At 45.0% G+C, this 23038-nt stretch carries 23 protein-coding genes; 17 read left to right on the top strand and 6 right to left on the bottom strand.

The features are described from left to right. The first annotated feature begins 97 nt into the window (after positions 1–97). From mreC to AXF12_RS11040, 5 genes are all read left to right on the top strand, one after another. A complete protein-coding gene (gene mreC / locus AXF12_RS11060) occupies positions 98–931 on the top strand; it encodes a rod shape-determining protein MreC (RefSeq protein ID WP_066431199.1) in 834 nt (277 codons plus the stop codon). Then, complete coding sequence (locus AXF12_RS11055; RefSeq protein WP_066431197.1) at positions 928–1434, top strand: rod shape-determining protein MreD; 507 nt, start codon at positions 928–930, stop codon at positions 1432–1434. The genes mreC and AXF12_RS11055 overlap by 4 nt, the downstream gene beginning before the upstream one ends. Beyond that, entirely contained in the window at positions 1431–3293 is a 1863-nt protein-coding gene (mrdA, locus tag AXF12_RS11050; RefSeq protein ID WP_066431194.1) for a penicillin-binding protein 2, read from the top strand. The genes AXF12_RS11055 and mrdA overlap by 4 nt, the downstream gene beginning before the upstream one ends. 84 nt (positions 3294–3377) lie before the next feature. Next, complete coding sequence (locus AXF12_RS11045; protein ID WP_143325068.1) at positions 3378–3842, top strand: hypothetical protein; 465 nt, start codon at positions 3378–3380, stop codon at positions 3840–3842. Between the two features lie 811 nt (positions 3843–4653). Then, complete coding sequence (locus AXF12_RS11040; protein WP_066431188.1) at positions 4654–5421, top strand: DUF6261 family protein; 768 nt, start codon at positions 4654–4656, stop codon at positions 5419–5421. A gap of 72 nt (positions 5422–5493) precedes the next feature. Here the strand turns inward: AXF12_RS11040 and AXF12_RS11035 are convergent, their stop codons facing one another. Further along, positions 5494–6780 carry a replication-associated recombination protein A gene (locus AXF12_RS11035; RefSeq protein ID WP_066431185.1) on the bottom strand — a complete coding sequence of 429 codons (1287 nt, stop codon included), beginning with the start codon at positions 6778–6780 and terminating at the stop codon, positions 5494–5496. Positions 6781–6962: 182 nt separating this feature from the next. Between AXF12_RS11035 and AXF12_RS11030 the strand changes: the two genes are divergently transcribed. Next, positions 6963–7496: an autotransporter gene (locus tag AXF12_RS11030; protein ID WP_066431179.1), complete on the top strand. Its 534-nt coding sequence runs from the start codon at positions 6963–6965 to the stop codon at positions 7494–7496. Positions 7497–7603: 107 nt separating this feature from the next. Here AXF12_RS11030 and AXF12_RS11025 read toward each other — a convergent pair whose 3' ends face one another. After that, on the bottom strand, positions 7604–7846 hold the full coding sequence (locus AXF12_RS11025) for a type II toxin-antitoxin system HicB family antitoxin (RefSeq protein WP_066431176.1): 243 nt from the start codon (positions 7844–7846) through the stop codon (positions 7604–7606). 47 nt (positions 7847–7893) lie between these two features. Then, positions 7894–9327 (bottom strand): ATP-dependent DNA helicase, encoded by a 1434-nt coding sequence (locus AXF12_RS11020; RefSeq protein WP_066431173.1) that lies wholly within the window; start codon positions 9325–9327, stop codon positions 7894–7896. A gap of 124 nt (positions 9328–9451) precedes the next feature. Here AXF12_RS11020 and AXF12_RS11015 point away from each other — a divergent pair, with 124 nt between their 5' ends. The 11 genes from AXF12_RS11015 to AXF12_RS10965 all read left to right on the top strand — a co-directional run bounded on the left by AXF12_RS11015 (position 9452) and on the right by AXF12_RS10965 (position 19538). Next, entirely contained in the window at positions 9452–10126 is a 675-nt protein-coding gene (locus AXF12_RS11015; protein WP_066432016.1) for a hypothetical protein, read from the top strand. Then, positions 10095–10940 carry a DUF3822 family protein gene (locus AXF12_RS11010; RefSeq protein WP_066431167.1) on the top strand — a complete coding sequence of 282 codons (846 nt, stop codon included), beginning with the start codon at positions 10095–10097 and terminating at the stop codon, positions 10938–10940. The genes AXF12_RS11015 and AXF12_RS11010 overlap by 32 nt, the downstream gene beginning before the upstream one ends. Positions 10941–10945: 5 nt before the next feature. After that, a complete protein-coding gene (locus AXF12_RS11005; protein WP_066431166.1) occupies positions 10946–11659 on the top strand; it encodes a hypothetical protein in 714 nt (237 codons plus the stop codon). Positions 11660–11689: 30 nt separating this feature from the next. Beyond that, positions 11690–12391: a DUF4197 domain-containing protein gene (locus AXF12_RS11000; protein ID WP_066431165.1), complete on the top strand. Its 702-nt coding sequence runs from the start codon at positions 11690–11692 to the stop codon at positions 12389–12391. Between the two features lie 126 nt (positions 12392–12517). Beyond that, positions 12518–14533 (top strand): M3 family metallopeptidase, encoded by a 2016-nt coding sequence (locus AXF12_RS10995; RefSeq protein WP_066431163.1) that lies wholly within the window; start codon positions 12518–12520, stop codon positions 14531–14533. 169 nt (positions 14534–14702) lie between these two features. Continuing rightward, positions 14703–15707 carry a BtrH-related acyltransferase DarH gene (gene darH, locus AXF12_RS10990; RefSeq protein WP_066431160.1) on the top strand — a complete coding sequence of 335 codons (1005 nt, stop codon included), beginning with the start codon at positions 14703–14705 and terminating at the stop codon, positions 15705–15707. A 220-nt stretch (positions 15708–15927) separates the two neighbouring features. Next, on the top strand, positions 15928–16188 hold the full coding sequence (locus AXF12_RS10985; RefSeq protein ID WP_066431157.1) for a hypothetical protein: 261 nt from the start codon (positions 15928–15930) through the stop codon (positions 16186–16188). A 23-nt stretch (positions 16189–16211) separates the two neighbouring features. Beyond that, positions 16212–16895 carry a nicotinamide riboside transporter PnuC gene (gene pnuC, locus AXF12_RS10980; RefSeq protein WP_066432014.1) on the top strand — a complete coding sequence of 228 codons (684 nt, stop codon included), beginning with the start codon at positions 16212–16214 and terminating at the stop codon, positions 16893–16895. Then, positions 16895–17434 carry an AAA family ATPase gene (locus tag AXF12_RS10975; protein WP_066431155.1) on the top strand — a complete coding sequence of 180 codons (540 nt, stop codon included), beginning with the start codon at positions 16895–16897 and terminating at the stop codon, positions 17432–17434. Before pnuC ends, AXF12_RS10975 begins: the two co-directional genes overlap by 1 nt. Beyond that, a complete protein-coding gene (locus AXF12_RS10970) occupies positions 17434–17910 on the top strand; it encodes a DUF6714 family protein (protein WP_066431151.1) in 477 nt (158 codons plus the stop codon). Before AXF12_RS10975 ends, AXF12_RS10970 begins: the two co-directional genes overlap by 1 nt. 80 nt (positions 17911–17990) lie before the next feature. Beyond that, the gene (locus AXF12_RS10965) at positions 17991–19538 is read left to right on the top strand and encodes a DUF4301 family protein (protein ID WP_066431146.1); all 1548 of its coding nucleotides are present in this window, start codon (positions 17991–17993) and stop codon (positions 19536–19538) included. A gap of 63 nt (positions 19539–19601) precedes the next feature. On the opposite strand, the gene flxB is transcribed toward AXF12_RS10965, so the two are convergent. The 3 genes from flxB to AXF12_RS10950 all read right to left on the bottom strand — a co-directional run bounded on the left by flxB (position 19602) and on the right by AXF12_RS10950 (position 22820). Beyond that, positions 19602–20336 (bottom strand): flexirubin biosynthesis SDR family reductase FlxB, encoded by a 735-nt coding sequence (gene flxB, locus AXF12_RS10960; protein WP_066431143.1) that lies wholly within the window; start codon positions 20334–20336, stop codon positions 19602–19604. Next, entirely contained in the window at positions 20333–21829 is a 1497-nt protein-coding gene (gene flxA, locus AXF12_RS10955) for a flexirubin biosynthesis tyrosine ammonia-lyase FlxA (protein WP_066431141.1), read from the bottom strand. The genes flxB and flxA overlap by 4 nt, the downstream gene beginning before the upstream one ends. 556 nt (positions 21830–22385) lie before the next feature. Continuing rightward, positions 22386–22820 carry an LIC11966 family surface protein gene (locus AXF12_RS10950; RefSeq protein ID WP_231909901.1) on the bottom strand — a complete coding sequence of 145 codons (435 nt, stop codon included), beginning with the start codon at positions 22818–22820 and terminating at the stop codon, positions 22386–22388. Between the last annotated feature and the right edge of the window lie 218 nt (positions 22821–23038).

Here is a 23038-nt window from a genome sequence, read left to right as displayed (position 1 = left end):
CAGAGGTCAGCAGTCAGACGGCAATCACTCGTTGCATATTGCTCACCCCTGATCGCTGACCTCTGTTCACTGTTTACTGATCTCTAATTACTCACCTATGAATCAGATTATACAATTTTTCATCCGTACCAAGGACTTTTTCGTGTTCTTGGTGCTGTTTGTATTGTCTGTTTCGCTGGTGATGCGCGACAATTACTATCCGCAGAGTATCTACCTCAATTCCGCAAACGTCATTTCAGGGAAAATGTACGAATTCTCCTCTTATTGGGGCGAATATTTCGGGCTGAGAGATAAAAACGCCCTGTTGGCAGAAGAAAACAGAGCCCTCCGAGCCAAAGTGCTCGAATTGGAGGAGAAATTTCACCGCGCCGCCGAGACGGACTCCCTAACTTTCGGCAACGACAGCATCCCCTACCGCGTGATGAAGGCAAATGTGATCCGCAATAGCTTCCGTATGGATAAAAACTACTTTACCATCAACAAAGGAACCCGCGATGGCATCGGCGAGGATATGGGTGTGATCTCCCCTCAGGGCGTCGTAGGGATGATCTCGCGAACTTCGGGCAGATTTGCCACCGTTCAGAGCCTGCTCAACACAAAATCACTCATCAACGCAATGCTCAAACGCACAGAGCACTTCGGCACGCTCAAATGGGACACGAAACACCTGAACATCGTACAATTGGTGGAAGTGCCGAACATCGTTCCCATCCACAACGGCGATACCATCGTCACCGGAGGGCAGTCGCAGGTCTTCCCCAAAGGAATCCCCATCGGCAGAATCGTGCATTACGAGAAAACCCCCTCAGGCAGCTCCTACATTATCGACGTGAAGCTCTTCACCGATATGTCCAACCTCGACGATGTCTACATCATTGAGAATAAGGACAGAAATGAGATTAACAAATTAGAAAATCAAGACCCTCAATGACCCATCCACTTGTAAAACAAACCACACTCTTCGTCGCTTTGGTACTTTTGCAGGCGTGTATCTTCAATCACATTGAGTACTGGGGCTATGTGAACCCGATGATTTATATTCTGTTTATCATCGCGGCTCCCTATCGCGAGAATCGCACCCCTTTGATCTTTCTTTCGTTCTTCATTGGGCTAATGATTGATATGTTTTCCAATACGGGCGGCCTTCACGCAGCCAGCAGTGTGCTGATTGCCTACGCCCGCAAGCCAATTTTGGTAGTAGTTTTCGGGAAAAACTTCGAATACCAAGAGCTGAAGCTCACCGAATACCCCTTCACCAAAGTGCTCAGCTATACCACGATGATGGTTTTGCTGCACCACACCCTATTCTACTTTTTAGAAGTGTTCAATTTCGCCCACGTACTCATCACCCTGTTGAAGATAGCCGTGGCTTCCGTGTTCAGCATCACAGCGTGCTTATTATTCATCTATTTATTCGGAGGAAGTAAAAAATGAGGAAATATTTATTAGCATTTATCGTCCTTTTCTCAGCAGTCGTCATTATTGTGCGGCTGTTTTTCTTGCAGGTACTTTTCCATACCGAAGATCCTGCCGTAATCGACCCCATCGCCATCGAAACCGTTTATGATTACCCCGAGAGAGGCTACATTTACGACCGCAACGGCGAACTGTTGGTATCCAATCAGCCTGCTTACGACGTGATGGTCGTGCCCAGCGAAGTGAAAAACCTCGACACCCTCGAGCTCAGCCAATTGTTGAAGCTCGACAGGGCGTACTTCGTCGAGCAACTCAAAAAAGCACGCGACTATTCGAGCAAGAAGCCCTCGGTGGTCGTCCACCAGCTGTCGAAGGAAGATTACGCCGTGCTACAAGAGAAACTACATAAGTTCGACGGCTTCTACATCCAGAAGCGAATGCTCCGCAACTACCTCACACACAACGCGGGCAACGTGCTCGGATATATCAGCGAAGTAAACGATTGGGAGCTGAAAAACAACGCATATTACCTCGCCGGTGAGCTCATCGGGCGTCAGGGCATCGAAAAGCAGTATGAAGAATTTTTGCGCGGGAAGAAGGGCGTCCATTTTTTCCAGAAAGATAAGCACAACGCAGCCATCGAGCGTTATAAAAGCGGCGCGCTCGACACCCTGCCCATTATGGGGCAACCCTTGCAGCTGACGATCGACATCGGCTTGCAGGCTTACGGCGAACTACTGATGCAGCACAAGCACGGCGGCATCGTGGCGATCGAACCCAAGACGGGAGAGATCCTCGCGCTGGTATCTGCCCCCACTTACGACCCTAATTTGCTCGTCGGGCGCGAGCGTTCGAAGAACTACACCGAACTTTATAACGACTCCATCGCCAAACCCCTTTACGACCGTACGCTTTTGGCCGAATACCCCCCAGGCTCGCCATTTAAGGTGATCAATGCGCTGATCGGCTTGCAGGAGGGGGTGATCACGCCCGCCAACGTCTTCTCCTGCGGCGGCGGATACCGTTTCGGGGGTAGGATTATGCGCTGCCACTGTGGGCGCGCCTCCAACGACCTACTGCACGGCATTGCGCTGTCGTGCAACTCATATTTTGCCAACACTTACAAGCGCGCGATCGATCTCAACCGACCGTCAGCCGTGGGAATGGAGCGGTGGACAGCCCACGTGAAAAGTTTCGGGCTCGGCAGCTTCCTCGGCAGCGATTTCCCCACAGGGCGCGCTGGCAAAGTGCCCGACGTGGCGCTCTACGACAAACAGTACGGCAAAGGCAGATGGAACGGCACTACGAACATCTCAAACGCCATCGGGCAAGGGGAGATCCTCACCACGCCCATACAATTGGCGAACGTGATGGCGGCAATCGCCAACCGTGGCTACTTTTATACGCCGCATATCGTGAAAAAGATCGATAATAAGGTAACACCCTTCAGCGAATTTACCACCCGCAAGAACACCACCATCGCCCCCCGCCATTTTGAGCCCGTAATCCAAGGGATGCGCCTCGCTTACGACAACGGAACAGCCCGCGGCACCCACATTGAGGGCATCAACGTAGCTGCAAAGACGGGTACGGCGGAGAATTACGTGAAAATCAACGGTAAAAGAATGCAACTTACCGACCACTCAATATTTGTCGCCTTCGCTCCTGCCGAAGACCCTAAGATTGCCATTGCCGTCTTTGTTGAAAATGGCTATTACGGCGCGCGAGTGGCTGCCCCCATTGCTTCTTTGATGATCGAGAAGTACCTCAAGGGCGAAGTCTACCGTTGTGCCCTCGAAACGCGAATGCTTGAGACCAGCCTCGAACACGAATACGCCAAACCATACAGCGGACAGCCGTTTACCATTAATAGATAGTTTGTTTTTAGAGATCAGAGGTCAGGAAACAGAGGGCAGAGAGCAGTGAGTAGAGCGTAATGAGTAGAGAGTAGAGCGTAAAAAATGTTTGGACGTGTAAAGGACATAAATTTATCGGGATATCGACCGTTGGAGCGGGTGGAGAGTCGTTATGCGGCAGGGGTTTTGGTGTTTCTACTTCTATTTGCCTTAGTGTTATTGTTTTTATTGGGGTATACTATCTATGAGGGCAGATATATAAAAGCATTTTTGTTCTCACTGATTACAATAGGCGGTTATTGCGCGTTTTTTATCAATAGATACTACGAATATCCTCAAATACGGATGGAAAAAGAGCAAATTATATTAGATTGTAAAAACTTACACCCGAAGAGAGCGTATCCTATAAGTTATGTGGCTGATATTTATGTTGAGACGCTTTCTTTGCGCTTATTTGCATTTCGTCGCATTGTTTTTCAGGTCAATAGTACTACTCAATTTACAATTCCTAATACTATTTACAAGAATTACAGAGATATGGAACGATTTGTAATTGAAAATTACTTGTGATTGAATTTATTTTGAGTTACTAATAATGAAAAAAAGGGGTTACAGCTTTGTGGCTCCTTTTTTTTAATGTATAATGGATAGTGGATAATGTATAATTGGAGAACAACCCCCGCCTTTCAGGCACCGCCTTCAAAGGGGGATAAAAAACATACCGCATTTATACCTATTTATTATATAAGGTGCTTTTTCGGCACGTTAGCTCTCCCCCTTTGAAGGGGGTGCGCGAAGCGCGGGGGTTGTTTACATATATTTAAAAACAAAAAATGTTAAAGTTTTGTTAAACTTGTGGAACCTATGGTTATTTTATGTACCTTTGTACCGTAGTTAAGCATTGAGAGTATCAGGCTATTTTTGTTTTATAGTAGTTGATTACTTTTAAAGTGATAAATAGCAACTGTCGAGCGTATTTTAATGGAATGCTTTTTAAAAATATATAACTACGGAAGTGTTTTTATAGTTTTAGTATAAAAACATATAAATGTCGAGCGTAGTTGTAGCGTTTTAAATTGTGTTTATATAAATGTCGAACGTAGGTGGGTGGTTTATGAGTTTATTTATGTAAATTACGAACGTATTCTATGTGTTTTTGAGTTTATTTGATTAAAAAATACTCGTATTTTGATAGTTTTAGGGTGTATTTATATAAATGTCGAGCGTAGTTGTGTAGTTTGGAAGTTGCTTTATATAAATGTCGCTCGTAGTTGAGGTGTTTTAATGTATAAATGCTTTTACTACGAATGTATTTTAGTAGAATTGATGTTAAATTAAATAAAATTATATTATGACGAATTTAAAACTAACAAAATTGCATATGTCTCGCCTCCATCATACGGAGCTGGGGCAGTTGATTATTCGTTTTATCGAAGACTTTGAGGCACTTGGAAAGGATGCCAGCCAAGATGAAGACTTCAAAAAGTCGTTCGACTCGCTGAAGGAACAAATTGCGGTCTACAAATTAGCGCTGAACCAGATCAGAGGGCGTGAGGAGACTAAAAAAATAGCAAGCTACGACAAGGAGCGCGATGTGGCGTTCCAAGCCTTGAAGAATCTGATTAATGTCTACAAAACCTCGACCGACCCAGAAGAGAAGGATGCTTACGAGCAGTTAGCTACGGTGCTCAACACTTATAAAGACCTCACCAGCCAAGTGTATGAGAAGGAAACCCTCAATGTAGTGACGCTGGTGGAGAAATTGCGCTCCAAAGAATATGCGTCGTCAGTGAAATTGTTTAATTTGAAGAAGTTCATCGATAAGCTCGACGCAGCTAACACCCAATTTAACAAGGTATTTAGTTCGCGCTCACAGAAGGACGTGCAAAAAACGACCTACGAAATCCTACCACTGAAGAAGAAACTCATCGACGACTACCAAACTTTGGCGCTCTACGTATACGCTTCGGCACAACTCAAGAAAACGCCGTTCTATACGGAGATACTTGCCATCATCAACAACGGTAGAAAATACTTCGACACGATCATTACCATCCGACGCAAGAAGAAAAAGAATGGCGAGGGCGATGATGATAAGGACAACACGGGTGAAATGCCGCAAACGCCTCCTGAAGAAACAACAATCTAATTATTTTTTACTATTTATACTGGGCTCCTATCCTCGTTTGAGGGTAGGAGTTTTATTTTAAGGTGCGGAGGGTTAATATTCGTACTTATCTCCCCACATTCTTTTCAGGTACTCCCGAAGTGCGTTCTCCCGAGGGTTGTCGGAAGGGTCGTAGAACTTAGTGCCTTGTAGCGCATCGGGCAAATACTCCTGAGGGACGAAATCTCCTTCGAAATCGTGAGGGTATAGGTAGTCCTTTCCGTAATTGAGCTCCTTCATTAGCTTGGTAGGGGCATTGCGCAGGTGTATCGGCACCGACAGATCGCCGTGCTGCTTTACTGCCTGCTGTGCTTTGTTGATCGCTTTGTAGGCGGCATTGCTCTTTGGCGAAGAGGCGAGGTACGTAGCACATTGGCTGAGGATGATCCGCGATTCGGGGTAGCCAATCGTGGTGACTGCCTGAAAGGCGCTGTTAGCCATTATGGTAGCTGTGGGGTTGGCGTTTCCGATGTCCTCAGAGGCGAAGATCAACATACGGCGTGCAATGAATTTCACGTCTTCGCCGCCCTCAATCATCCGTGCCAGCCAGTAAACAGCCCCGTTGGGGTCGCTACCTCGCATTGATTTTATAAAAGCGGAAATAATGTCGTAGTGTTGTTCGCCTGTTTTGTCGTAAAGCACTGTATTTTGCTGGACGACGCTAAACACGAAGTCGTTGGTGATCGTAATCTCCTGCGGATTGGGTGCGGCGCCTACCACAAGTTCGAATGTATTGAGTAGTTTTCGTCCGTCGCCTCCTGAAAGCCTAAGTAGCGCCTCTGTTTCTTCCAAACGGATGTTCATTTGCTTTAACTTCGCATCATTTTCGATGGCGTTGTGCAGCAGTTGCTCTAAATCTTGCCGCGAAAAGGCGTTGAGCACATACACCTGACAACGGGATAGCAACGCTGGGATCACCTCGAAGCTGGGGTTCTCGGTGGTGGCGCCAATGAGGGTAATCCAACCTTTTTCAACGGCTTGTAGTAGGGAGTCTTGCTGTGTTTTGTTGAAACGGTGTATTTCATCGATGAATACGATGGGATTGCGTGCGGCAAAGAGTCCTCCACCTTGCTTGGATTGCTCAATCACCTCACGGACTTCCTTTATACCCGAGTTGATGGCGCTCAGGGTGAAGAAGCGGCGGTCGGTCTGCTGTGCAATGATGTTAGCCAGCGTAGTTTTGCCCGTCCCCGGGGGTCCCCAGAAGATCAGCGAGGGCAGTTGCCCATTCTCTATCTGTCGTCGTAGCGACCCGTTCTCGCCTACTAAGTGTTGCTGCCCGATGTATTGTGCCAGCGAGCTGGGGCGCATACGCTCTGCCAGTGGTGTGTTTGTCATCATTTGTAAAGGTGTTATCTTAGGTAGTTTGTGGGTGCAAAGGTACGAAAAAGATGTGATTTGCAGGGGTTTTTGAGTTGTAATAAAATTGGAAAAGTAAGTTTTTTGTAGATTTTTTATTGAAAAATTTTTGTAGGTAAGGAAAAAGTCGTACCTTTGCCGTGAATTTAAAAATAAGAGAATCAATGAAAAGAATTTTTTTACTTGCAGCAGTACTATTGGTATCGATAAAGGGGTTCGCTCAGAACGACGATTTTAAGAAGAACCAAGTAAACCTGAACATTCTTAATGCGATATGGCTTACTTCGGTGGAAATCGGGTATGAACGTTACGTAGCGCCTAATCAATCGGTAGAAGGTCAGATATTTTTTAACGACCGCTTTTCGGTATTCCCTAAGCGCAATGGTGAGAAGTACAACGCTACCAGCTTTTCGGTAGGCTACAACTACTATTTTGATGAGGACGGGGGCACGGGCTTCTATATCAACCCATTTATGAAGGTGCGCTCAGGATCTTATAAGGATAAGGATGGTGCTAAGACGAAACTGGATAGTTTTATCTTAGGTATCGGTGGTGGTTATATCTGGAACTATGACGACACTTTTATCATTGCTCCGTATGCGAATATTGGGCGTAATTTTGGTAAAGAGGTGAACGACAATAAGAAGTTCTGGGCGGTAGAGCCTAATTTTGGCATCAAGATTGGGTATAAGTTTTAGTGAAAGGCTAAAGTATTCATTTTTATTATAGATTTAAAATTTTCTACAAGGCTTTGCCAGAGGTATCTCTGGCAAAGTTTTTTTTGTTTTAGGAGGAGTTCTCAGTTTTATTGTGCTAAGACTTCTTCTTCATTTGTAATTCTCTCGAACTCGTACAACAATGTGTAGTTGTCATCTAAAACTGCAGGGTGGTTATTCTCTTTTTTGAGTAGTTCAATACATTCTAAGATGTTTTCTCTTGCCTCTGTTTCGGTAGCGCCAGCCCCAGTGAGTGCAGGTACATTTTCAGCATAAGCCCAGTAAAAGTCGTCTGAGCTTTGTTCGATCGTAATTCTAATGGTATGATTCATAAGAGTGATTTATTTTGTGGCTCCGTTGTCGGTTCGATTGCGGCGGTCTATTCGTCGAAGGGCTCAAGGAAGTCTTCTTCGGGGAAGCCGACGAGGTATACGCGCTTCTTGGCACGGGTGAGGGCGGTGTACAGCCATCGGAGGTAGCCTTCATCGATGCCATCGGGCAGGAAGGGTTTCTCAATGAAGACGGCATCCCACTGCCCACCTTGGCTTTTGTGGCAGGTCATTGCGTAGGCGTATTTTACTTGTAGGGCGTTGTAGTAAGGGTCGTTTTTGACGGCGAGGTAACGCTTGTAGGCGATGGGCTCGTCGGCGTAATCGGCGAGAACTTCTTGGTAGAGGGCTTGGCTTTCGGGGTAGGTGAGGGCTGGGTGCTCGCTGGTTAAGGTATTGAGAATGATAACGGTATCAAAAGGTGGCTGATTGGGGTAATCAAGCAGCTGCGCTGAAATTTCGGCAAAGCGGAATCCGTATTCTTCACGGAAGGCGTGGATGCGTAGCACTTCGAGGGTGTCTCCGTTGGCGATGAAGCTTATTTCACTGTTGTTTTTGAACCAAAAGTAGTTGTTTTTCACCACCATTAGCAGGTCGCCTGCCGATAGCTCGTCCTCAATGTCTAATATGGTGCGGCGTATTTGTTGGTTCCATATTACGGCGCGTTTGTTGGAGCGGACGATGATGGAAGTCTCGTCGAGCCCGTAGCGATCGTAGGCGTTGTTGACGGCGTCTTGCACTTCGCTGCTGTCGATGAGTTGGATGATATCTCTAAAAGGTTGCAAATCAAACTGAAATTGCTTGAAATATCCGTAGGAGAAGAGCTCTTCGCGCAGGGCTGTGGCGTTATATAGGATGCCTGACTTTTTCTTTTGTCGGACTACTTCGGTTAGTTCGATCTCGGTGACGTCTTTGTGGTATTGTCCTTCTAAATAACTGCTGTCGAGGGCTGGGCTGTTGAGTGCGCCGACGGGAGGAAGCTGGGCGGTGTCGCCCATCAGCAGGAGTTTACAGTTTTTTCCAGCGTAGACGTATTGCATCAGGTCGTCGAGGAGCGACTGTTGCCCAGAGAGTTGCAGGTCGGATTCGGCGATCATTGAGGCTTCATCGACGATGAAGAGGGTGTTGTGTTGGCGGTTGGGACGCAGGCGGAAGGAGAAGTTGCCTTGTTCGGATTTGGGGTAATAAATGTGTTTGTGGATGGTGAATGCTTGTTGGTTGGTGAAATGGCTCATCACTTTTGCGGCGCGACCCGTAGGTGCGAGTAGCACAAAATGGTAGTTGATCAGGGGCAAATTTTGAATTATGGTGACGGTGATGGAAGTTTTTCCCGTTCCAGCAAAACCTTTTAACAAAAAAAGTTTTTGAGAGGAATCGGGGCTTAATAGGAACGCCGCTATCATCTGTAATGCGTTGTTTTGCAAAGATGTAGGTGTATGTTTGAAGCCACTAATAAGGGCTTTGTAAAGGTGATTTTGATCCATTTGAGCGTGTTCTGAGAGAGCAAAATTATAAATTTTTTTTGAAAATATTTTTTCAGTACGAAAAATTATCGTAATTTTGCGCAATACCAGTCAAGAAGTTTATAATTAATACATTATTAAAATGATGAAAAAAATCTTACAAATCGTGTTTTGGGTGATAGGTTTAGTTTTCTGTTTCTTAATCTACAGATCCATTATGGCGCCCATTGAGTTTAATAAAGTGAAAACAGAGCGCTATACTGAGGTTATCAAGAAGTTGAAGGACATTAGGGCTGCGCAAGAGGCTTATTTTCTGATTAATGGGAAGTACGCTGATAATTTTGATGAACTTACTAAATTTATTGAGACAGCGCATTTTACGATTACGTCACAACGTGATACCAGCTGGAATGCGTACGACAATACATTTAAGATTGAAGTAATGAAGCAGGGGGTAGTGATTGATACGCTCGGGAAGGTATCTGTAAGAGATTCACTCTTTAAGGGCTCAGATCGTTATAAAGATTTGCGTTATTTGCCTGATTTTACGGGTAAAGGGGCAAAGAATGAGCAGTTTACACTGAAAGTGGGCACTGTAGAAACTAATGATGTGCAAGCACCTGTATTTGAGGTTTCTGTTCTAAAGGCGGATGTTTTACGTGGGCTTGATCCTGACTTAGTGAAGAAGGAAATTGATAAGAAGAATGACGTATCGGATGTAAAAGGAGAAAGTATTAAGGTGGGCTCTTTGGAAGAATTGAATACAAACGGGAACTGGCCAACTTCTTATGATGCAAAAATTGCCAAGAAACAACAGTAATTTAGGAACGTATTTTAAAGAATTGTCCATTCAAATCAACTTGGATGGACTTTCTTTTTGTGTGTTTAACCCTTTGCTGAACTTAGTAGAGACGATTTATAATTTTCCCATCAATTTTAACTACAAGAATAAGGAGGATATTGAACGCCAGATAAACTATATCATTGATTCAGAGGATGATCTTCGCCAGGATTTCGGTACGATACGGGTGTTGCACAATACGCCGAAGTTTACGTTAATTCCACAGGCTTTGTTTGGCAAGGATGAGGAAACGGTAGAGTATCTGAAGTACAGTATTGATGTGACGGAGGAGGAGCGCAGTACAGTGGAGCTGGATAAGATTAGTTCGATAGAAACTATTAATGCCTATATGCCTAATACATTAGTAAATAATGTGTTACTTAGTTATTATGGGCGTTTTGACTATCAGCATTTTGCCACCTCGCTGCTGAGGATGTTCCTGAAACACTACTCATCACACGCTTATGAGATAATGTACATTTATGCTGAGCAGGGGTCGTTTTACTTTGTAGTATTTAAGGCAAAGCGGTTGTACTATTTTAATCGATTTAGTTATGAGACTATTGATGACTTCTTGTACTATATTTTGTTCTCAATAGAGCAATTGGATATTGATACTGAACAGGTTCCACTATACATCACAGGTGAGTTGGAGCCTACGGCTTTGTTTTATGAGAAAGTGCGTAGGTATGTGAAGTATATCTATTTGATTAAATATCACAAGAATAATTTCCATATAGGAATGGATGAGGAACTTATTCGTCGGAACTTTGTATTAACACAATCATTTTAAGGGTTATGCTTTCTGTTTCAAATATATTGAATAATGCCTTAAGAGTGTATCAGCGGACATTCTCTGTGCATACACTTGGAATGCTTATTGCTTTTTTCATTGGTTTTGCGCTTTATTTTAGCTTACTCCCAGTGTTGTTTGAGATGAGTTTAGACCAGTTGAGCGCACTTTTTAAAGAGGGGAATGTACGGGCGATTGAAGGGCTATTGGACAAACCGTCGGTTCAACTGAAATTAGCTGTATTTGAATTACTATTATACTGTATGGCAATGCCTTTGACAGCAGGTTTTTATAAGAACTTCGACAATGTTTTACGAGGAAATCGGGCTACATTGCAGGTGCTATTCTCTTATTATAGATCGGTGTACACAGCGCGTATCTTGGGCTATACGGTGTTAGTGAACTTATTGAAGAGATTTTTAAGCTATGGATTGATATATTTAGGTTGGGATGCCTTTTCTTTTTGGATTCCGCTATTTGTTTCAATTGTGTTTGTATTAACGGTACCTTTTATTATTTTTCAAGATAAAAGTCTGCGAGATGCGATGGCTTTTAGTTATAAGAAAGTATTGTCATCTATTTTTACAATCTTTTTGTTACTTTCATTAGGTTTTATGATCTCAATGTTGGGAATTCTTTTTGTAGGAATTGGAATTGTTCTTACTTTCCCATTTTTATATGCGATAATTTATGCTATTTACAGAGAAATATCTGTGTAATAGTGTTGAAATGTTAAATAATAATTATATATGAAGAAAATTAGTTTATTGGTGCTCGTGGCACTATTCAGTTTCAGCAGTTGTAATGAGCTGCAACAGGTGTTAAACACTCAGCAGAATGGAGGAGGAGCAGGTTATAATGTTGCCAGCGGACTTAAGCAAGCCTTGGAAATGGGTGTGAGCAGTGGGGTAGACCTGCTGAGTAAAGATGGGGGTTACTTTAAAGACCAAGCGGTGCGCATTCTCTTACCTGAAGAACTTCAAAAGGTGGATAAAACGCTTCGCAGTGTGGGCTTGGGTTCGCTGACCGACCAAGGTTTGAAAGTGCTCAATGAAGCGGCGGAGAGTGCGGTAGCAGAAGCAAAGCCTATCTTTATTTCGGCAATTAAGAATATGAATTTCTCAGATGCGATGGGCGTCCTCAAAGGCGGAGATAATGCAGCTACTAATTACCTGAAGAGCAATACCTCAACAGCTTTGGTATCGGCATTTGAGCCCAAGGTATCGGCATCGCTCTCGAAGGTGGGGGCTGATAAGGTATGGGAGCAGATCATCACTCAATACAACCAAATACCATTGGTAAAACCTGTAAACCCTAATCTTACAGCGTATGTAACCCAGCAGGCAATCAATGGATTGTTTGTGAAGATAGGCGATAAGGAAAAAGAAATACGCACTGATGTGGCAGCAAGAACTACACCTCTGCTCAAATCGGTGTTTGCAATGCAATAACAGTAAGTGGCATTCACGAATATACAAGGCTTACAGAAATTAGCATCTGTAAGCCTTTTTTGTATACAAATACTTGTGTAGTTCCCACAAAAACCGTACTTTTGCACACAAATAAACGTTAAAAGAATGAGTAAACCAATATTTAATACACCATACCAGGCGGCTCCTTTTTCTGAGTATAAAACGGAGGACTATCGCCCCGCTATTGCTGAGGCTATCACAGAGAGCTTGGCTGAGGTAGACGCTATAGCACATAACACTGCCCCTGCAACTTTTGAAAATACTATCGCAGCTCTGGCATACAGCGGCGAGAAGCTCGACCGCCTCTCCTCAATGTTCTTTAACCTCAATAGCGCCGAGACCAACGAAATAATGCAGCAAGAGGCACAACATATTTCGCCTATGCTCACTCAGTACAGCAACGATATACTGCTCAATGCGGCTCTTTTTGAGCGCGTGCGTGCCGTGTATGAGCAGCGCGAGTGCTTGCAACTCTCGCCAGAAGAGGATACGCTCCTTACCAAAACCTATAAAAACTTTGTCCGTAATGGGGCATTGCTTTCTGAGGAAAAGAAAAGCGAGTTGCGCGCTATTGACAAGGAGCTATCGCTATTGCAGTTGCGTTTTGGGGAGAATGTGCTTGCAGAGAACAATGCGTATGAGCTCCACCTCACTGAGGAAGCTCAACTTGCAGGCTTGCCAGAGGCAGTGCGCGAGGTGGCGGCAGCTTTGGCACGAGAGCGCGGCAAAGAGGGCTGGCTCCTTACCTTAGATTTTCCCTCATACAGTGCTTTCATAAAATACGCCGACCTCCGCGACCTCCGCAAGCAGCTTTTTATTGCCTATCATAGCAGGGGTTTTCATAAAGAATACAACAATGAGGAGAATGTAAAGCAAATCGTAGCCTTGCGCCACCAACGGGCACAGCTCTTGGGCTATGCTACCTATGCCGATTTTGTTTTAGAGGAACGTATGGCTCAAAGTCCTGCTAAAGTAACCAATTTCTTAAGCGAACTCCTCGCTGCAGCTCTTCCTGTAGCGCAACGCGAACTCGAAGCACTTGCCGCCGCTGCTAAGGCTGACGGTATTACAGATTTGCAAAAATGGGACTTTCCTTATTATACCGAAAAGCTACGTCAGCAGCGGTTTAACATTGATGAGCAGGCCTTAAAACCCTATTTTGCTTTGGATAAAGTGCTTGCGGGGGTCTTTGCAATTGCAGGACGCTTGTATGGCTTGCAGTTTGAGCGCATTACCGATGTGGAGGTCTATCACCAGGAGGTAGCCACTTACAAAGTAACCGATGCGCAAGGGGCGTATGTGGCACTGCTCTACACCGATTTCTTTCCACGTGCAGGCAAGCGCGGTGGGGCTTGGATGACTTCCTTTAAGAATCAGCATAAGCGCGATGGAGAGAACGCACGTCCGCATATATCCATTGTGTGCAACTTCACCCGCCCGACAGTTACAGAGCCCTCTCTCTTGACAATGAATGAGGTGCGCACGCTCTTCCACGAGTTTGGACACGCCCTGCACGGTATGCTTGCCGATACCTCTTACCCCACCCTTAGCGGCACCAGCGTCCTTTGGGATTTCGTGGAACTGCCCAGCCAGCTAATGGAGAATTGGGCTTATGAAGAGGACGCCTTGCAGCTCTTTGCTTATCATTACAAAACAGGCGAACCGCTGCCAATGGACTACGTACGCAAACTCAAAGAAGCTGCCGTATTTATGGAAGGCTTGCAGACCTTACGCCAGTTGAGCTTCGGCTTCTTGGATATGGCTTGGCACACTGCCGACCCTGCTGCTATAAGTTCCGTACAAGCCTTTGAACGTACGGCTACTGAGAAGGCAGAGCTATTCCCACCAATAGACGCCCTCTGCATATCGACCGCCTTTTCGCATATCTTCCAAGGAGGCTATGCCGCAGGCTATTACAGCTATAAGTGGGCAGAGGTGCTCGATGCCGATGCCTTTGCGCATTTCACCGCGACAGGTATTTTCAATAAGGAAACCGCCAATAGCTTTAAGCACAATGTGCTCTCCCGTGGCGGTAGTGAACCTCCAATGGTGCTCTACAAACGATTCCGCGGACAAGAACCAAGCACCGCCGCACTGCTAAAACGGGCGTTTGGAGTGTAGAGTAAAGAAAAAATAAGCTAAGTACTACATATTTATACTATAAGAACAAAGTTTTCAATATGTATCTGTTCTGCATCTGATAGTTATAGAGGTAAAATAAAGGTGTGTTTTTAAGGGGCTATTGCGTTGTTGGGATTTTTTTGTATCTTTGCAAGATTTTAAAGCGCTTATGGAAGTAGATTTTCAGCATATACAGTCGGCACACTGTGAGAATGGTGTAGCTTCGAATTTACTGCGGTTCAATGGTTTACAACTTAGCGAGCCAATGATTTTTGGTATTGGGTCGGGGTTGTTATTTTTTTATTTTCCGTGGATCAAGGTAAATCAGGCGCCTGCCATTAGCTATCGGACGATGCCTGGACGCATTTTCAGCAAGGTTGCTAAGCGTTTGGGTTTTGGGGTGAAGCGAGAGAAGTTTTCTTCACCTGCGAAGGCTCAAGAGGCTCTTGATGCTAACCTGCGGCGTGGCATTCCTACGGGTTTGCAGGTAGGTGTATATCACTTGACTTATTTTCCTGATGAATACCGTTTTCACTTCAACGCACATAACTTGGTGGTCTATGGCAAAGAGGGGGATGATTACTTGATTAGCGACCCTGTGATGCCTACGGTAACACGGCTTACGGCTGCTGAACTTGAGAAAGTGCGTTTTGCTAAGGGAGCTCTTCCGCCTAAAGGGCACTTGTATTACCCAACGGCTATCCCTCGAGATTTTGACCTTAAGGAGGCGATTATCAAAGGGATAAAGGAAACGTGCAGCACGATGCTGGCGCCCGTACCTATTGTAGGTGTTCGTGCGATTAAGCGGCTAAGCAAAGCTATTGTGCGTTGGCGTGACAAGAAGGGGGTGAAGGTGACGAATCACTATCTGGCACAGCTAATCCGTATGCAGGAGGAAATCGGTACGGGTGGTGGAGGCTTTCGGTTTATCTATGGGGCATTCTTGCAGGAAGCCTCTGAGGTGCTGGGCTGTAAGGCGCTCAGGAGGCTTTCGGAGGAGATCACCGATATTGGCGATGCGTGGCGTGATTTTGCGGTGGCTATCGCACGCGTGTACAAGAACCGTAGTGACGATGCAGACGCATATAACTCATTATCAAAACAGTTGTACAACATAGCGATACGTGAAGAGGCTTTCTTCAAAAAGCTAAGAGCGGAAGTGCGCTCATTATAGCTTAGCGACTTATTTTTTCTTCTGATTTTTTTCTTAAAACATTCATAAAAATACTTATGCCGCTATTTTTGTTTTTTATAGCAAAAGTAGCGGCATTTACAATACTATGATATAAAATAAGTTAAGCAAAGGTAATTAATTTTTTCTAAAAATAATCATAATTTTATTTGGTAGGTTTCTTTTTATTTCGTAATTTTGGAGCGTAATTTTTTTAACAGAGATGGATATATCAGTAGAATTGACGCTCAGTCCGCTGCAGGACGATTACGAGCAGCCTATCATAAGGTTTATTAAGAAGTTGCGTGCCTCAGGGCTTACGGTGATGGAGAATCCGCTGAGCACTCAGGTGTATGGCGAGTACAACAAGGTGATGCAGGTGCTCACCACCGAAATAGAAGAGGCATTGGAGCTCATTGAGATTGGGGTGCTGTATATGAAGATTGTAAAGACGGATAGGCATACTTACGAGCCTCATTTTTAGCGCGTATGGGTACTATGGTGCTGATGAGTGGTGTTTTTCAGTGGCTTTTTTCTCAATATGAGGGAGTGCCTACCGAACAGGTATGGGCAGAGGCTATTGCGGTGGTCTTTGGGCTGCTGAGCGTGTGGTTTGCCAAGAAAGGGAATATCTGGGTGTATCCTACGGGGCTTATCAATACGATCACCTTTGTGTGGCTGCTGTGGGTCAATACGCTATGGGGTGATATGCTTATCAATGCGTATTACACGGTGATGAGCATTTACGGCTGGGTGCTATGGAGTAGGAATGCGCATCATAATGTGGTAGAAGTGTCGTGGGCTACACGCACAGAGTGGCGCATAGCAAGCGTGCTCGGGGTGGCAAGTGCAGTATTTGTGGCGGTGGTGTACTACTTAAAACCCTTTATCAAAAATGGTTTCTCAATGGAAGGGGTGCAGCTTGGTGCCCACAACTTTCGGTGGACGGAATGTGTGGACATTCTCACTACGGCGCTCTTCTTGGTAGGTATGTGGCTGATGGCTAAGCGCAAGGTAGAGAATTGGGTACTGTGGATCATTGCCGACCTGATTTCGGTGCCGCTGTACTACGTGAAGGGAATGAAGTTTACTTCGCTACAATATGCGCTCTTTACAGCTATAGCGGTGATGGGGTATATCTCCTGGAAGAAATCAGTGGTCAGTAGTCAGGGATCAGAACATAATGGATAATGTATAATGAACATATAAAAAAAATAGCATTTATAGGTCCTGAGTGTACAGGGAAGACGACGCTTTGCAATGCGTTGGCGGAGACATATCACACAGTGTGGGTGCCTGAGTATATGCGTACGTATTTGCAACGCAAATGGGACGAAGGGCGTGGGGTGTGCGAGTGGGACGACCTGCTACCGATTGCCGAGGGGCAGTTGCGCACAGAGCGCGAGGCTATGGAGCGGGCTGAGGGGTTTTTGTTTTGCGATACTTGCCTATTAGAGCTTGTCGTTTACTCCTATCTCTACTATGGCAAGTGCGACAGTTGGATAGAGGAGGAAGCAATGCGGCAGGTAGTGGGTTACGACAGGGTTTTCCTCACGTACGTAGACGTGCCGTGGGTCGCTGACGATCTGCGCGACAAGCCCAATGAGCGGCAAGAGGTGTTCGACTTTTTCAGACGGGAATTGAACAAGCGCGGAGTGCTATACAAAGTGATAAAAGGAACGTTGGAGGAGCGAAAGGCAGTCGTTAAGCATCTAATAACCAATGAATAATGGATAAAAAACAGTTGATAGAAGAAATAAAGCAGGCTTTTGCAGGGGTAAGGCTTGGCAGTGGCATAGGGCTGAGTGAAGGGGATGCTATTGATGATTATGCAGATGCCCAGCGCATAGCCGAGTGTAAGCGTAAGGATGAGCGTGAGGATTGGCAGCGCATTGATTCAGAAGCACTCAATGTGCATAGTGCGGCGTTGTCCTTTTTTGACTCTGATGGGATGCGGTTTCATCTGCCTGCCTTTATAATTGCTGATCTTAAAGGAGCATACCGCATTGGTGACTTGGTGTTTCATTTGACACAATTGGCAGCGAATGATGACTATAATCTTAGGAAGTTAAGTCTGCTTAGTGTAGCACAATGGGAAGCGGTAATACATTATCTGCAATGGGTGAAAGAGGAAGAACCCAATATGTATGATGAGGATATTGATGAAGCAATTTTGATGATTAATGAAATAAAAATGAGAAGTTAGAAATGAGAAGTTAGAAATTAGTGATGAGAGAGTGAGGCTGCTCTCTTGCTGCTGACCACTGACTACTAAAATATAAGTATATGAATGAATTAACACCAAAAGACAGACAATTGCTCGCAAAGAAGGGCATCACTGAGGAGATGCTTGCTGAGCAAGTAAGGCAATTCGAGCAAGGGGTGCCCCCTATCGTATTGCAAAGGACGGCAGTGCTTGATGATGGCATCTTGCCGCTCCCCAAAGAAGAGGCTGCTAAGTACTCAGCTATCTATCAAAAACACAAGAAGGGGCATAAGATTGTGAAGTTTGTGCCTGCCTCAGGGGCGGCGACGCGTATGTTTAAGTCGCTCTTTGCCTTTAGAGACGATTTTGAGCCTGAACGCGAGTCGTTGGCGGCTTACCTTCAGCGTACACGTAATAAGGACGTAAAAACGTTCTTTGAGGGCTTGGAGCGTTTTGCATTCTTTCCTATATTGAGGAAGGCGGTGCAGAAGTTACACCCTGATTTTGATACGCTCAATGAGGATGTGCAAAAGCATCTCTATGTGGTAACCCTATTGGGCGAAGATGGGCTTAATTACGGCAATATGCCTAAGGGCTTGCTGCCATTCCATCGCCATTCTGAGAAGATAGCCACACCTTTTGAGGAGCATTTCCGTGAGGCAGTGCTCTATGCTTCTGATGAAGAGGAAGCACACCTGCACTTCACCATTACCGAACAACATACGGAAGCCTTCCACAAGGAATTGGCACTGATAAAACCTCAATTGGAAGAGCGTTACAACATCAAGTTTGATGTGTCGTTCTCCTATCAGAAGCCGAGTACAGATACGGTTTCCGTTACTGAGGAGAACGAGTATTTCCGCGATGAGGAAGGCAATCTGCTATTTCGTCCTGCGGGGCACGGAGCTCTCCTGAGCAACTTGGGCGATATAGATGCGGATATTATCTTTATTAAAAATATTGATAATGTGGTGGTGAAGAAGTACACCGATGAAACCGTATTTTACAAGGAAGCCTTGGCGGGCAAACTATGTGAAGTGCAGGAAGAGGTGTTCCACATACTGCACCGCATTGATAACAACAAAGTGAAGAAGAAAGAGGTGAAGAAGATCTTAGATTACCTCAGAAGTATTAATATCAACGTGCCCGACTACTTGTATAAGTTCCGCCGTCAGTACGCTTTGGAGTTCGTTAAGGAAATGCTGCACCGCCCTATTCGCGTTTGTGGTATGGTGAAGAATGAAGGTGAGCCAGGTGGCGGTCCTTTTTGGATAAGGGAGAAGGATGGCAGCTATAGCCTGCAGATCATCGAGTCGGCACAGGTGAATATGGAAGATGCTAAGCAGAAGGAGATCTTTGCGCAATCAACACACTTCAACCCTGTGGACTTGGTGTGTGGCACTAAGGATTATCAGGGGAACAAATACGACTTGCAGCAGTACATCGACCCAGAGCAGGCGTTCATTACCTCGAAGACCTATATGGGCAAGCCGCTGAAAGCCTTAGAATTACCAGGCTTATGGAATGGCTCAATGGCTAAGTGGATCACTATCTTCGTGGAAGTGCCTATCATCACTTTTAACCCTGTGAAAATAGTAAATGACCTCTTGAAGAAGACACATCAATAATCATATCCTAACGACAAAAAAAGCGGCTCACAATTGTGAGTCGCTTTTTTATGTGTGTGCGTTCTATGAATAAATCCCGCCGTTGATATTGATTACTTCGCCCGTGATGTACGCCGCTTTTTTTGATACTAAGAAGGACACCAAGTCGGCGACCTCTTCTGCCTCCCCAAATCGCCCAACGGGGATGAGTTTTACCAAATCTTCCTCATTAAGCGAGGAGGTCATATCCGTGCGGATGAAACCTGGGGCAATAGCATTGACGGTGATGTGCCGCTTTGCCACTTCTTGCGAAAGCGCTTTGGTGGCTGCCACCAAGGCACCCTTAGCTGCGGAGTAATTTGTCTGTCCTGCGGTGCCTTTCACCCCAGAAACCGACGCAATATTGACAATCCGCCCGTAGCGATGGCGAAGCATCTTCTGAATAAAGAAGTTTGTAACGTTATAGAAGCCATTGAGGGTTGTATCTATCACCCTGCTCCACTCATTATAGGGCATCCACATAAACAATCCGTCGCTGTTAATGCCAGCATTGTTGATGATTACCTCAACCACGGCATCTTTGTTTGATTCTTGCCATTGCGAAAGCACTTTTGTGGTCTGCTCGTGGTCAGATACGTCAAATTGAAGTATTTCCGCCGCCTTTCCGAGCTTCTGCACGTGATTTAGCGTCTCCAATGCCGCATCTTTATTGCTCTGATAGGTAATTAATAGGTGATAATCGGTGTCGTGAGCGAGTTTTTCACAAATAGCACGCCCAATTCCTCTCGATCCACCCGTGATAATAGCAAATTTTCTCATTTTAGTAAGTTTTTAATGTCTTTTAAGTAAGGATAGAACACAATATCCTCTTTTACGAATGGGATACGCGCGCGAACGTCTTCGTACCAGCTCCTCGTTACTGACGAAAGTCCTTTTGCACCTAAAATATCAATTGCCTGAGCGATTGTAATAGCCTCTATGGCAAGCACTTCGAAGGCGTTCTCGATCACCTTATTAGTTAGGGTAGCCGCATTGGTGCCCATACTGACGATATCCTGATTGTCGTTGTTGTTCGGGATGCTATGCACGTACATCGGGTTAGAAAGGGTCTGATTTTCAGCCGTTGTAGAGGTAGCAGTGAATTGTACCCCCTGAATTCCGAAGTTAATCCCCAATTTACCCGCATTTACGAATGGAGGCAGCAAGTCGTTGATCTTCGGATTGAGAAGATAGTTCAACTGCCGCTCGCTCAGCATCGTAAGGCGCGTAATTACCAACTTCAATTTGTCCATCTCCAACGAAATATAATCGCCGTGGAAGTTACCCCCGTGGTACACCTGCTCAGTAGCCACATCTACGATCGGATTATCGTTGGCAGAGTTCAATTCGTCCAAAAATACCTGTTTAGTTTGCGCAATCGTGTCATAAACCGCCCCAAGTATCTGCGGAACACACCTGAGCGAGTAGTATTCCTGCACTTTTTCCTTAAAAACACGCTCGTTGTGGGTGCCTTTATAGAGATATTCCTCCCTTTTTTTAGTTCTGAGGCTATCAGAGAGGTAATTTCGCATTCTTTTTGCAATTTCGCGCTGCCCAGGATGCAATTTTGCATTGTTTAGCGGCTCCGAGAAGTGATCATCATACGATTGTACCAGTTCATTGATGGCAATCGAGAATTTTACAGCCCAATCCAGTAGGCGTTCAGCGTAATACACGTTCACGCCAGCAATTCCCGTCATCACAGAAGTGCCGTTGAGCACCGAAATGCCCTCGCGCAAACGGATCTGCAGCGGATTTAGCCCCAGTTGCTCAAAAACATCCGCCGTTTTGCGCCTTGCCCCTTGGTAGAACACTTCTCCCTCCCCAATTAAGGTGAGTGCCAAGTGCGCCAGCTGAACCAAGTCGCCACTTGCCCCTACGCCGCCGTGCTTGAAGATAAGTGGGGTTACTTTATTGTTGATCAGCTCCCTCATCAGGTAAATTACATCAGGATGCACCCCCGATTTGCCCTGAGAAAGGCTATTCATCCTGCATAAAATGGCTGCTCTGACGATTTTTTCATCAAAAGGCTCGCCACTTCCCGATGCGTGACTGCGAATCAGGTTATATTGCAACCGTTTTTGGTCGGAATCGTCGATCCGATACTGAGCCATCGGACCAAAACCCGTGTTTACACCGTAAATAATCTTATTTTTGGCGAATTTTTGCAAAAAACGGAAGCTTTTCTCAATAATTTGATCTGTTTCTTTGGAGATACTCACGTTAGCATCCCCAAAAACAATCCTTACAAAATTGTCGAAATTAAGTGCCATATCAGTTTGGTTAAATTTTTGAGGCAAATGTACGAAAGAATAACGAATCTACAAAGGAAAAAAGATAGATTTTTTTCATCATCTTGAGGGAAGAAAATATTTTTGTAAAAAACTGCATTTTCTCTCATCGGATGAAAGTCAGAATATTTTATTCTGAACTCTAGCGCGTGAGATGCCAGAACGGATCCGTTCCGAGGTTGAGTGGATGATGAGTCAGAATAAAATATTCCGAGCCTCAGCGCGTGGGAGGTCAGTACGGAACCGTTCTGGCGTGGATTTTTCAAAAGTAGACGAGTACGGATCCGTTCTTGCTCAAATTTCTCAAAAGTAACCAAGAACGGTTCCGTTATTTGGAGAATCACGAAAAAAGCACTCAAGTACGGAACCGTACTGACTTAAAATTGGGAATTTCACCCGAGAACGGTTCCGTTCTTGCGATAATCTGACACGTTTCAGCAAATATCAGTTCCGTTTTTAGGTATATTGAACCAAAAACGCTTCATTTCTGAGAAGAAATGAAGCGTTTTTTATTTTAAACTCACAAAAATATATTCGATTAATCCTCTTCGTCTTCGTATTTATCGATAAAATCATCGCTTACATCGTTAAATTCTTCTGTGAACTCAGCAATGAACTCATTATTGGCTGCCAACTGCGCCTTCTCGGCAGGTGTGCCGCGTTTTCCTGCCAAACGGAATTCGATGAGCTTTTTGTAACCGTCTTTCATCAAGCTATCCCAGTTAGAGAGCAATTTTTTGAAGGCTTTCAGCAAACTGTCGTCGCCCTTGTAAGCGCCGAGCTTATCAGCTTGCGCTTCCACCTCTTTTAAACCATCGATCCACTGCAAACGCACGGCTTCTGCACGCTGGAAATCCTCATCGTCCATCGCATCGTTCATCTCTTCCATCATATCGGTGTTGTAATTGCTAAGGCACATCAACTCGTTGTTGTATTCCACCGAATCATCAAACGAACCTTTGGCGTAGTACACACCTTCCTCAGCGTCCCAGCCGCCTTTTTCGGCACTTTAGTGGGCGTTCATTTGGGCTTCCATCTGTTTTTGCATCTGCTCCATCTGTTTGTTGATGTAGTCAGCGTTACCTCCCATCATTCCTTGGAGGTTTTTCATAAAATCTTCGAACATAAATTTTGTTATTATATTAATATCGGCGGCAAATATATAAAATTAAAATGAATTGTGTAGTTATG

Origin of the sequence: Capnocytophaga haemolytica (genome assembly GCF_001553545.1) — a bacterium.
Lineage (GTDB): Bacteria > Bacteroidota > Bacteroidia > Flavobacteriales > Flavobacteriaceae > Capnocytophaga > Capnocytophaga haemolytica.
The sequence above is the reverse complement of the archived record's forward strand: the minus strand, read 5'-3'. Positions and strand labels throughout refer to the sequence as shown.